The organism is Bradyrhizobium sp. 191, assembly GCF_023100985.1.
GTDB classification, from domain to species: domain Bacteria; phylum Pseudomonadota; class Alphaproteobacteria; order Rhizobiales; family Xanthobacteraceae; genus Bradyrhizobium; species Bradyrhizobium diversitatis.
Window position 1 is genome coordinate 2,991,792 of record NZ_CP064692.1, and the last position, 12,131, is coordinate 3,003,922.

Sequence of the window (12,131 nt, forward strand, 5' to 3'; positions counted from 1 at the left end):
CCAGATTGTCGCGCTATATCGGCGACAGATCGCGCCTCTGCCACGCGGCGTGCTCGTCGAGCCAGCCATCCTTCAGGCGACCGATGGCGGAGGCCGACAACCCGGCAGCATCCTTGCCGAGCAGCGCAGCCAGCGCCTCGGAGAAGTCGCCGGTCGAGATACCCTTCAGGTAAAGGATCGGCAGCAGCGTCTCGATCGACTTCGACCGGCGCATGTAGGGCGGCAGGATCGACGGCGAGAACCGGATGCGGCCAAGATCGGTGGCGTCCGCCTCGCGATCGCGTACACGCGGCTGGCGGACGGCGACCGGACCGATGCCGGTCATCACCTCGCGCTCCGGCAGGTGACCGTGGCGGACGACGCGCTGATGGCCGTCCCGGGTCTTCAAATCGGCATGCTGGCCGAGAAAGTCTGCAACCTCGGCCTCGACCGCCTGGGCCAGCAGGGCACGCGCCCCATTGCGCAAGACTTCTGTGAGTTGATCGTCGAAGAGTCCTGGCTGAATCAGATGGATGACGTTATCGTTCGACACGGCATATCGCTCCTTCGGTGGAGAAGTGGAGGCGTCAAGCACCCCCACGATATGCCGCCTTTCCGATTCCCGCCGTCACCAACTTTGGGTGATAGCTCAAGCCCGATCCGTATAATCAGCTTCGGCGCGAAGAGCTGACTGTTTTCCGACGAACACCGCGGTAAGAACACTTGCAAAATGGTCGACCAGCCTCTGAAGTCGCGGGATGCGTCGGCGCCCATTGTGGCTGCGCCGGAACGGTGATCGCGACTAGGGGCACCCACGCTCGTTCGAGCGTCACCGGATCACGCAGCTGGGCGGCTGTGTCGGTGCGGATGTCCAGCCACTCGAACGAGCGACCATTGACGGCGACAAGCTGAGCGGGGCGGACTGTGGCAAAATGATCTCGACGGAAAACCTCTATCATGCGACAGACTCGATCTCGACCCGGATGTTACCGAGTGAGTTCAAGATGATGTCGCCGACCTGTTCAACTACAGAAAGTCGGGGCTTGACATTCATGGAGCCAGGGACAAAGAGGTCCGCCCCAGCATCCAAAGCTTTCATGCTACGTTAGAAACAGTAGGGGGCCCAAAGCTCTCGCCAGAAGATGTGTAACCTTCTCTTGAAGGCTTAGGCGGTCATTTGGACGTCAATGGCAAGCTTGGCTCTGACGCAGTTTGCGTGCGGCTCCGATTACCTGCGGGTACAAACTCGGCACTAGAAGAGCTTCCGAACAGCCCACCACCAACCGACGAGAACCGCGATGAAGAGGATCGCAGCAATCCCCAGCGCGACATATTCCATGGCTTTGCTCCGCTGATCTGGTGTTATTGCAAGAGTTCCGGGAGCGGCGTTGCATTCTCAACGCCCGATCCTCAGGCATCACCATCAGTCCAATGGTGCGGCGATGCTGCGAGAAGTGAGCAAGTTCTGTGCCGGACAGAACGCAGGCCACAATTGCTAGGAAGATAGCGGTAGTCCTGCTTTGCATCTGGGCCGACAGCACAAGCTTCGACTGGGAGCAGGAAGGGGGCATAGTCCTGTTTGCGAGTTGCTCGTTTGGTCCGCCGGACTGGCGACGTCTCGGAGCTATCGCCAAATTTTGGTGACGGCCGGAGCCGGTCAGGCGGCGGCGGTTATGGGCTGACGGTCGGTCGGCTTGGCGATGACCTCGATCCCATCATTGAATGTCACACCGAGAACGAGTTTTGACAACTGGTTGTGGCCATCGAGACGACGCCAGCTTCTCTGCGCGGCCTCGAGCAGTTTGAAGACCGTCGCGAGTGCCGTCTGGTTGGACAGGCAGCCCTTCGATCGGATGGTGCGGTGGCGCACGGTGGCGAAGGTGCTTTCGATGGGGTTGGTAACCGGTATGAGAGTTTCTCGGTGCCGATGTTCCGCTGCGATATTCAAGATCGTAGCGTATGGTGCGACCATCGGGACAGAGGCACCGGGAGCACGAAGGTGCGGGCAGGCCGATGCATTCGATGAGCCGCGAGCTCGAGTTGGTAGCTGGCCGCCTCTGCGACTCGCCCGGTTGCGCTGAAAGCGCGAATCCGTAGTTGTCGTGTCGCCCGTAGCTCCCGTCATGTGGTCTGATTGGCAGGAGGTGCGAATGCGACGGGTGATTGGCATCGACGTCCACCGAACTTTCGGAGAGGTGGTGGTTTGGGAGGATGGCAGGCTTCGACATGCGGGCCGCATTGATATGACGCGGACTGCGTTGGACGAGCCCGCTTCATAATGCTCACCTGTCCATGTCGTTAGAGTTCCAGCACTTTTTGCAGCGGATCGCCGGACGGCGGACGCCGCAGACGCCGGGCGGTCGCAGCGCTCTTCACATCGGCACGTTCCAGATCGGCCGCCTTGATGATCCACGGCGCACCCTTACAGAGCTGACTCGCCGCGAGTTGGCCATCCTTGATCAGACGGCGCACCGTCGACGGGCTGACGGACAGGACTGCAGCGGCCTCGTCGAGCGTGACCTCGCCGCGCTCCCGTCGCTCGCCCTCCCGATAGGTCGCAATCGCATTGTGACTTCGCAGGCTGCACACGCGTGACTGTGTCCAGCCGTTGCCGCGCCCTGTCGTCTTGCCGGCGCGATTGAGCACCGAAGCGATCGCCTTGTCCGGCATCTGCCGCGCCAGTACACGGACCAAATCGATAGTCTCGCCCGCCGCACTCCAGCGATGTTGCCCCGAGCGGTTCTTCCTGACCTTGAGCGCGGAGTGGTCGCCGCCGTGCCAACGTATCACGAGATTGAGCGCGTTGTCCTCGACGTGGACGATGATCTCATCAGTCAGTGTTCGCACGATCCGCTTCCTGGCCTCCGGCGTCACACCCGGCCTGGTCCAGGCCAGCTGTAGATCGGCGCCGAGCGTCATCAGCCGCTCGCGATAGGCCGGCGTCAGTTCTGTCGCGGGTGAGGCTGTCAGCCCTTCCAGCTCGGTCTCCAGATCGCGGACGATGGCCAGCCGCTCGTTCCATCGCTTCTCCAACTCGGCGGCAACGAGGCGGTTGTCGGGATCGACGGCATCATATTGACGCCGCGCATGGCCGACCTCGTAGCGGGCCTGCTCGAGCGCCAGTTCCAAGTGCCGCCGCTTGTCCTCGCTGGCACGGCTGCGCACCGCTTGCGCCGCGAGTGCGGCTTCGATTCCGAGCGGTTGCAGGCGCTCGATCACCTCGATGCCGACCTCGCGATCGATCCGCATGCCGCCGAAGGAGATGCAGCGATCGCCACCGTGATTGATGAAGCCACCCTGGCAGTGATAACGGCCGGTGTTGCCGTCCTTGCCGGAGTAGGCGACATGCAGCTTGCGCCCGCAATGGCCGCAGCGCAGAAGGCCGGCCAGCAGCGCCTCGCCACGGCGCAATGCGCCGCGGCTCATTGGGTTCTTGCCATTGGCGTTGTCCGCGATCAGGCTGAGGTTCCTTTCGTAATCCGCCCAGCTCAGATAACCCTCGTGGTGACTCGGGATCAATACCTCCCAGTCGTCGCGCTCCTTCTTGAAGCCGCGAACGACCTTCTTGCGGCCGGCCTCGATGCTGACGCGGCTGCCCGTACGTCCGAATGCATAGGCACCGGCGTAGATCGGGTTGGTCAGGATGTGCAAGAGCGTGTTGTAGACTGGCAGCTTCCACTCAATCCGTCGGCCTTCTGTGCCGTAGGCGACGGCCGGCAACGGGATGCGCTCGTGCCTGAGCCACAGGTGCACCTGACGCAGTGACTGCATCTCGGTAAACTTCGCGAAGACAAGTGTGATGGCTTCCGCAATGCGCCGATCCGGATCCTTCGCGATGCTGTTGTTGCCGATCCGCACGTACCCGATGGCAACCGTCATGAACAGTTCGCCGCGGCGCGCCTTCTGCTTCAAGGCTTCCAGCGAGCGCTGTCGTAGGACCGATAGCTCCATCTCGCTCATAGTACCCTTCATGCCGAGCAGCAGGCGGTCGTTGGGATGACGCGGATCGTAGACTCCGTCCTCGTCGGCAATCAGCGTACCCACGAGACCGCAGAACTCCAGCAATGTGTGCCAGTCACGGCCGTTACGAGCCAGGCGCGACGCCTCGATCGAGACAACGGCGCCGACACGCCCGTCGCAGATGGCAGCCAGCAGCTTCTCGAAGCCGGGCCGCGCAACGCCACCGCCAGAGCGGCCAAGATCGTCATCGATGATGGCGACATCGCTCCAGCCGAGCTGCCGCGCCCGATCGGCAAGTCCATATTGACGGCGCTTGCTTTCCAGATTGCTGGCGACCTGATCAGCCGTCGACTGACGGATGTAGACGACGGCCTGACGGGCGAGGTGCTCAGGCGCGATCTTGCTCATCAGCGACCTCCCTTGCCTTGTCGCTGGCCGCGTCTGTCGCGATGTCGTCGTCGGCTAGGGCCTCGACCAGCATGCGCTCGATCAGGCTGACAAGCAGAGGCTTCTGCGTGGTCGGAATGTCCAACATCTTTTGATCGACTTCGAACAGGTCTCGCTGCCGGCTCGGTCGTGGTCGCATGATCGCCTCCTTGGTGCGGGGCTGATTCCCCGTCAGGCGAGGCTAGAAGCGCATCGAGCCGGACGCGCAGCTCGACGAGCCTATCGACAGATAAACAAGGAGAGCCGGTGATTGCCGTGGAGCGAGCCGTCTCCTCACTCATCCATGCCGAAATCAGGGCGAGCGTGCCGTCGGGCTGAACCACGACCAGATGATCCTCGCCGGCGAACCGCTTGCGGTGCTCGACCTGCACCATCTGCCCGGCCCGTGGATGGAACGGATAGAAGATCCGCACCTCGAACGCCGGACACCCGGCATTGTGACGCTGGTTCGACGGGATTTGGCAAGACCCTGCTGGCCAGTGATGAGGTGGTGGTCGAAGCGACCGGCAACAGCATGGCGGTATCGCGGGTTCTGGCACCGTTCGTGGCACGGGTGATTATCGCCAATCCGCTGCAGGTGAAGGCGATCGCCCAGGCTCACGTCAAGACCGACAAGATCGATGCCGGCACGCTCGCCAGTCTGCAGGCGGCTGGGTACCTGCCGCAGATCTGGACGCCTGACGCGGAGACGGAACGCAAGCGTCGGCTGGTGGCGCGGCGCTACCAGGTCGTGCGGCATCGCACGCGGCTCAAGAACGAGGTGCATTCGATCCTGCACGCGCACCTGATCCCGAAGTGCCCGCATGCCGATCTTTTCAACGGCCGCGGCCGGGCGTGGTTGGCCGCCCAACCGTTGCCGGACGATGAGCGCGCGGCGATCGATCGGCACGTCCGCGAGCTTGACCGGCTGGCGGAAGATCTGGCCCTGCTCGACCGCGAGATCGCGCAGGACGCCATCGACGATTCCGCGGTCAACAGATTGATGACGATCACCGGCGTCAACTTGGCGGTCGCTGCCGGCATCATGGCGGCGATCGGCGACATCAGCCGGTTCAACAGCCCGCAGAAGCTGGTGAGCTATTTTGGGCTGAACCCGCGGGTGCGGCAGTCCGGACTGGGCGCCGCCCATCACGGCCGCATCAGCAAGATCGGCCGCAGTCACGCGCGCGCCATGCTGGTCGAGGCGGCCTGGGCAGCGGCCAAGGCGCCCGGTCCGCTGCATGCGTTTTTCGTGCGCATCCGCGCCCGGCGTGGCCATCAGATCGCCGCGGTGGCCGTGGCCCGGAAGCTCACCGTGCTTTGCTGGCATTTGTTGACGAAGGGCGAGGATTACCTATGGGCGCGCCCGGCACTGGTCGCTATTAAGACCCGCGCGATGCAGCTTCAAGCCGGACATCCGCAACAGAAAGGCAGCCGGCGTGGGCCAGCGTATGCCTACAACATCAAGGCATTGCGCGACCGCGAGATGTTGATTGCCGCACAGGCGGAGCAAAGCTACGAGCGCTTGGTGACGCAATGGAAACCACGGCGGCCAAAAACCGGCGCGCGGGCGCCTCAGCTCGGCAAGACAAAATAGGGCAGCCTGGTGGCGCTTGCAGCCGATGCGCCACGCTTCGCCACGAGGTCGCCCGCGCCCACCCAGGATAATCCCGCCTGACGGCAAGTGCCAGCCAGGAATGCAGTCCCGTTCCACGCCAGCATGCCGCCGTGCTCGGGCCGGTCAAGGCCAAGCCTTGCGGTGGCTGCAAACGCGGCCAGCCTTGACCGCCCCTGCGCGCGGCGGCTGCGAGATCGATGGCCGGGACGGAAGAATGGCCCGCGGCGCAGCCGAACAAAAGAATGGACGTACGCGATTTCTGCAATCGTCATCTCGGTCATGAAAAAAATCGCTTGTCCATCTCATCCGTCGTCCGCAAGTGTTTCCAGTGTTCGGCCGGGAAGTCGTAGAACGCCAGTAGCGTGTCTCGATCCTTGCTCAGGCAATCGGCGGCCTTCTCGTACTTCAGCGCGTAGCTCTCGATGAAGGCGTCGAACGCCAGCTCGGCGGCGAGCTTCGTTTCAGCCATCCAGATCTCCTGCAACGCGCGTTTGGCTTTCGGCTGCTGGCTCTTCGGCAACTTGGCAAGCACGTTGGCGGTCTTGTGCACCCAGCAGCGCTGCTCGCGCGTTTTCGGCCAGACCTCGCCGGCCGCCTTCCAGAACCCGAGTGCGCCATCGGCGATGGTAAGCTGCGGCGCCACGTCGAGCCCGCGCCGCTTCAGATCGAGCAGCAGATCGCGCCAGTCCTGCGCGCTCTCGCGGGCGCCATCGGTGAAGCCGACCAATTCATTGCGGCCTTCCGGCGTCGCGCCGATCAGCACCAGGATGCACTGCTTTTCGTCTTCGAGGCGCGCTTGGAGATGGATGCCATCGGCCCAGATGTAGACGTAGCGCTTCGCCGACAGATCGCGCCTCTGCCACGCGGCGTGCTCGTCGAGCCAGCCATCCTTCAGGCGACCGATGGCGGAGGCCGACAACCCGGCAGCATCCTTGCCGAGCAGCGCAGCCAGCGCCTCAGAGAAGTCGCCGGTCGAGATACCCTTCAGGTAAAGGATCGGCAGCAGCGTCTCGATCGACTTCGACCGACGCATGTAGGGCGGCAGGATCGACGGCGAGAACCGGATGCGGCCAGGATCGGCGGCGTCCGCTTCGCGATCGCGTACACGCGGCTGGCGGACGGCGACCGGACCAATGCCGGTCATCACCTCGCGCTCCGGCAGGTGACCGTGGCGGACGACGCGCTGGTGGCCGTCCCGGGTCTTCAAATCGGCATGCTGGCCTAGAAAGTCTGCAACCTCGGCCTCGACCGCCTGGGCCAGCAGGGCACGCGCTCCATTGCGCAAGACTTCTGTGAGTTGATCGTCGAAGATTCCTGGCTGAATCAGATGGATGACGTTATCGTTGGACACGGCATATCGCTCCTTCGGTGGAGAAGTGGAGGCGTCAAGCACCCCCACGATATGCCGCTGCGGCGCGACAATCAGGATGAGAATCCCGCGACAATCAGGATGAGAATGCGCCGCTGCTGGGGTGACGAAGGGAGGGCGTAGCCCGACCGGAGTTACCCCAGCAGCGGCGTGGGCGCCCGAAGGGCCTCATTTGGCGGTAACGGCGGCTGGTCAAGGATCGGTTTTCTCTTTCGAGAGGACCCCAATTCCTTGGCTGGCCGACACGTCACCGATCAACAAATGAGGCTATTCATGAACTTGCGCCGCAACCATTCGCCAGCCATTGCCGCTGCGAAGGCCGGATTCAGCACCTCCGCCGCCTACCGGTTCGAGAAGGATCCCCGACTTCCAACCCAAAAACAGGCGCCCCGCGAACGTCGCCGCGCCGATCCATTCGTTGGCGTCTGGGAGAACGACGTCCTCCCCATGCTGAAGGCCGCCCCCCGGCTTGCGGCCGGTCGCTGTGTTCGAGGAACTATGTCGTCGGCATCCGGAGCTGGGCCCCGGGACGCGGCGCACGCTTGAGCGGCGGATCAGGGCGTGGCGCGCGGTGAACGGCCCGGACCGGGAGGTGATCTTCCGCCAGGAGCATCCGCCGGGTCGCATGGGCTTGTCGGACTTCACCGAGGTCGCCGATCTTGGCGTCACCGTCGCCGGCGAACCGCTGGATTGCCGGCTCTATCACTTCCGTCTGCCGTTTTCCGGCTTCGAACACGCCCATGTCGTGCTCGGTGGCGAGAGCTTTGTCGCGCTGGCGGAAGGGTTGCAGAACGCCCTGTGGTCGTTGGGCGGGGTTCCCGAGCAGCACCGAAGCGACAGCCTTTCGGCGGCGTTCCGCAATCTCGGCGCCGACGCCAAAGAGGATTTGACGACACGCTACGAGGCACTCTGCGGCTATTACGGCATGACGCCGACCCGCAACAATCGCGGAGTGTCGCATGAGAATGGTTCGATCGAGAGCGCGCATGGCCATCTCAAGAGGGCGCTCGCCGACGCCCTGTTGCTGCGCGCGTCGCGCGACTTCGACGATCTTCCGGCATGGCGTGGCTTCGTCGACGAGATTGTTGGCCGCGGCAACGCGCGCAATGCCAAGCGCATCGACCAGGAGCGGATGGCGTTGAAGAAGCTGCCGGTCCGCAAGACCGCCGACTATGAGGAGGTCAACGTCGATGTCACGACATCCAGCGCCTTCACCTTGCGCAAGGTGTTTTATTCGGTTCCCTCTCGATTGATCGGTCACCGGTTGCGCGTGCGTCTGTATGACGACCGGCTCGAATGCTTCCAGGGCGCGACGCATATCGTCTCCTTGCGGTGCGGGCGAGCTCTGCCAAACGGCAAGCATGGCCATGTCATCGACTATCGCCATGTCATCCATTCCCTGCGTCGCAAGCCGATGGCGCTGCTTAATCTGGTCTATCGCGAGCAGCTCTTTCCCCGCCGCGCCTACGCCCTTGCGTTCGAGGCTTTGCTCGCTGGAATCGGCGAGAGGCCAGCCTGCCGCGTCATGGTCGGCCTTCTGGCGCTCGCCCACGAACGTGCCTGCGAGGCGGAGCTCGGTGCCGTGCTGCAAGCCGCGCTCGACGACGGCGTGCTCCCGGATCTCAAGGCGCTGATCGAACGCTTCCGCCCGAAAGGCATGGCATTGCCCGTCGTCATCGTCACGCTGCCCTCGCTCGCCATCTACGACCAGATCGCCGCGACCGTGGGAGAAGCCGCATGAATGCGACCGACAAGATCAACGCCGCCCGCATCGAACTGCTGCTCGGCGAACTGCGGCTGCCCGGCATCAAGCTGATCTGGAGCGCTCTGGCGGAGACCGCGGACAAGGAAGGCTGGCCTGCCGCCCGCTTCCTGGCCGCTCTTGCCGAACAGGAGATGGTGGAACGAAGCCGCCGTCGCTTCGAACGTCATCTGGAAGAAGCCCGACTGCCACCGGGAAAGACCCTCGACACGTTCGACTTCGATGCCGTCCCAATGATCTCAAAGGCGCAGGTGCAGGCGCTCGCCGCCGGTGACGCCTGGCTCGAAAAGGGCGCCAATCTCTTGTGTTTTGGTCCGCCCGGCGGCGGCAAATCGCATCTGGCGGCGGCGCTCGGCCTGGCCCTGATCGAAAAGGGCTGGCGCGTGTTGTTCACCAGAACCACCGACCTCGTGCAAAAGCTTCAGATCGCGCGCCGCGATCTCGCGCTCGAAGCGGCCATCGCCAAACTCGACAAATATCATCTGCTCATTCTCGACGATCTCGCCTATGTCACCAAGGATCAAGCGGAGACCAGCGTTTTGTTCGAATTGATCAGTGCCCGCTATGAACGACGATCGATGTTCATCACCGCCAACCAACCGTTCGGCGAATGGGGCAAAATCTTCCCTGACCAAGCCATGACCCTCGCGGCGATCGATCGCCTCGTCCACCACGCCACAATCCTCGAAATGAATGTCGACAGTTACCGCCGCAAGGCTGCTGTCGACAACGCCCGCGGCGCCGGACGACCGCCAACCCGTGCCACGATCAAAACCTCATCCTGATTGTCGCTCCACGACAATCAAATCACGCGTCGCGAAAATATCTCTTGCGTTACCGTCGCGCCGAGACAATCATCCTCCCGCCGCGACCGTCGAAATGGCCATCCTGATTGTCGCTGTGTCCCCATCCAGATTGTCGCGCTACATGCCGCCTTTCCGATTCCCGCCGTCACCAACTTTGGGCGATCATCGGCTCGCCGATAACGTCGTGCCAATGTTCGACAGGGACCTGACTGGTAACGATGGTGGAGGCGCGACCGTGGCGATCATCGAGGATCTCCAGAAGGTCGCGCCGTTCGGGCGGATTGAGGACCGACGAGCCCCAGTCGTCGTATGTGGACGGCCTCTGATGGCAAGCACAATTTGGCACTTCGAACGACTTGGACGGCTGCGATCGTATGTCCGGCCTTTAGCGCGGATCATATCTCCGCGGGCCGCGGTGGCATCATCGGGAGAGCTGGCTCCGCAAATTCGGACAGTAGCTTGAGTGGATTTTCTGCCTGACAGCGGCGAGGATTCTTGCCGCGAATCAGGAGCGAAGATGACGAAGAAGAGCCGCCGGACGCATTCTCCGGCATTCAAGGCGAAGGTTGCTTTGGCTGCGGTCAAAGGCGACAAGACGCTGGCGGAGCTGGCGCAACTGTTTGATGTTCATCCGAACCAGATCACGATCTGGAAAAGCCAGCTCCTGGAAGGCGCCGCCGGCGTGTTTGGGCATGACAAGGCATCGGCCGAGACGCCGGTCGATTTGAAGGCGTTACATGCCAAGATCGGCGAGCTGGCGTTGGAAAACGATTTTTTGTCCGGCGCGCTCACCAAGGCGGGCCTGCTGAGCGCAAAGCGATGATCGACCGCGGTCATGATCTTTCTATCGTGCGCCAGGCGAAGGTCCTGAAGCTGGCTCGCAGCACGGTCTACTATGAACCTCGGCCAGTTTCGGCCGAGGACCTTGCCTTGATGCGTCGGCTCGATGAGCTGCATCTCGATTATCCCTTCGCGGGAGCGCGTATGCTGCGATCGTTGCTGCGGCGGGAAGGCGTATACGCCGGTCGCCGCACATCGCGACGCTGATGAAGCGCATGGGGATCGAGGCGGTCTATCGTCGCCCGAACACGAGCAAGCCGGCACCGGGTCACAAGATCTACCCGTACCTGTTGCGCGGATTGAAGATCGAGCGGCCCGACCAGGCGTGGGCAATGGACATCACTTACATTCCGATGCGGCGTGGCTTCGTCTATCTCGCGGCGGTCGTCGATGTGTTCAGCCGACGGGTCCTGGCCCATCGCGTCTCGATCACAATGGAGGCGGCCTTCTGCGTCGAAGCGGTCCAGGAGGCGTTGGCGAAGCACGGCAGGCCCGAGATTTTCAACACGGACCAGGGCAGCCAGTTCACCAGCCTCGAGTTCACCGATGTGCTGCTGGACGCGAAGATCGCCATCAGCATGGACGGCAAGGGCGCCTGGCGCGACAACGTGTTTGTCGAGCGGCTCTGGCGCACGGTCAAATACGAAGAAGTTTATCTCCGCACCTACGACAGCGTGTCCGAGGCGCGAGCGTCAATTGCCAAGTATCTGGCCTTCTACAATCAGGGACGCCCTCACTCGAGCCTTGACGGGCGCACGCCCGATGAGGCTTACTTCGGCACGCAAGCTATGGTGATGGCCGCATGACCGTCGCCGACGATTTTTGTCGTCGCTCTGGTCGGGCTACGCCCTCCCGACGCAACGACAAAATCGTAAGGCCCCGCGTTCAGCATAACCCGGCAGGAATCCACTTAAATCCCGCGGGGCGCTGTCCAAACAACCGGGGCCAGCTCTAGCTTCGGCGTAGGCGTACGCCTTTAGCGAAGAGGTTCGCTTTGCTTCGGGCACCATCCCGACGGCGTCATCCAGAACACCTCTCAACAAAGCACACAGTTCGGCTTGCGGGCTCATGGTGCTAATCCACGGATGACAGAGAACTCTCCGATCTCGGCTCGCGCCTGCCCAGCCAATGGTCCCGGACAGCCAAGCGCGCCAACTAACACAAGCATGATTCCGTAATGTGACGGGGTTCTGCTTACCCAATGCGCTGGAAGCTTCCACAAAGGGGCGCCTGACCTCCGGAGCGACGGTCGTTGTTCGCAAAGCTCACCACTCCAGCTCTTGGCCGACGCAGCCTGCGATGGTTTGACGCCCGCCCCTGACGGCCGGCTTCCGGAAGACCTTCCTCCACGTCGGTGCGTTCCTGGCACAC

Annotated in this window: 5 protein-coding genes and 6 pseudogenes; 4 read left to right on the forward strand and 7 right to left on the reverse strand. The window is 62.9% G+C overall.

Annotated elements, in window-relative coordinates; genetic code table 11:
* Window positions 1-22: 22 nt before the first annotated feature.
* The 4 genes and pseudogenes from IVB23_RS13735 to IVB23_RS13750 form a co-directional block, all read right to left on the reverse strand.
* Window positions 23-532 (reverse strand): annotated as a pseudogene (locus tag IVB23_RS13735) (transposase); the annotation flags it as partial.
* Between the two features lie 1,104 nt (window positions 533-1,636).
* Window positions 1,637-1,879, reverse strand: a pseudogene (locus IVB23_RS13740) (IS256 family transposase); the annotation flags it as partial.
* 398 nt (window positions 1,880-2,277) lie between these two features.
* The gene (locus IVB23_RS13745; protein ID WP_247803895.1) at window positions 2,278-4,347 is read right to left on the reverse strand and encodes a recombinase family protein; all 2,070 of its coding nucleotides are present in this window, start codon (window positions 4,345-4,347) and stop codon (window positions 2,278-2,280) included.
* Window positions 4,328-4,525, reverse strand: a complete 198-nt coding sequence (locus IVB23_RS13750) for a hypothetical protein (RefSeq protein WP_148756753.1) — start codon at window positions 4,523-4,525, stop codon at window positions 4,328-4,330. Before IVB23_RS13750 ends, IVB23_RS13745 begins: the two co-directional genes overlap by 20 nt.
* A 351-nt stretch (window positions 4,526-4,876) precedes the next feature.
* Here IVB23_RS13750 and IVB23_RS13755 point away from each other — a divergent pair, with 351 nt between their 5' ends.
* Window positions 4,877-5,962, forward strand: a complete 1,086-nt coding sequence (locus tag IVB23_RS13755; RefSeq protein ID WP_247803896.1) for an IS110 family transposase — start codon at window positions 4,877-4,879, stop codon at window positions 5,960-5,962.
* On the opposite strand, the gene IVB23_RS13760 is transcribed toward IVB23_RS13755, so the two are convergent.
* Together IVB23_RS13760 and IVB23_RS13765 are read right to left on the reverse strand one after the other, a co-directional pair.
* On the reverse strand, window positions 5,941-6,264 hold the full coding sequence (locus IVB23_RS13760) for a hypothetical protein (protein WP_247337951.1): 324 nt from the start codon (window positions 6,262-6,264) through the stop codon (window positions 5,941-5,943). The genes IVB23_RS13755 and IVB23_RS13760 overlap by 22 nt on opposite strands.
* Window positions 6,265-6,278: 14 nt before the next feature.
* Window positions 6,279-7,334, reverse strand: a pseudogene (locus tag IVB23_RS13765) (IS256 family transposase); the annotation flags it as partial.
* A 279-nt stretch (window positions 7,335-7,613) separates the two neighbouring features.
* Here IVB23_RS13765 and istA point away from each other — a divergent pair.
* A pseudogene (istA, locus tag IVB23_RS13770) lies at window positions 7,614-9,093 on the forward strand (IS21 family transposase).
* Entirely contained in the window at window positions 9,090-9,899 is an 810-nt protein-coding gene (gene istB / locus IVB23_RS13775; RefSeq protein ID WP_247803897.1) for an IS21-like element helper ATPase IstB, read from the forward strand. Before istA ends, istB begins: the two are co-directional and overlap by 4 nt.
* Before the next feature lie 172 nt (window positions 9,900-10,071).
* Here istB and IVB23_RS13780 read toward each other — a convergent pair.
* A pseudogene (locus IVB23_RS13780) lies at window positions 10,072-10,194 on the reverse strand (ATP-binding protein); the annotation flags it as partial.
* 243 nt (window positions 10,195-10,437) lie between these two features.
* Between IVB23_RS13780 and IVB23_RS13785 the strand changes: the two are divergent.
* Window positions 10,438-11,566 (forward strand): annotated as a pseudogene (locus IVB23_RS13785) (IS3-like element ISRj2 family transposase).
* Window positions 11,567-12,131 lie beyond the last annotated feature (565 nt).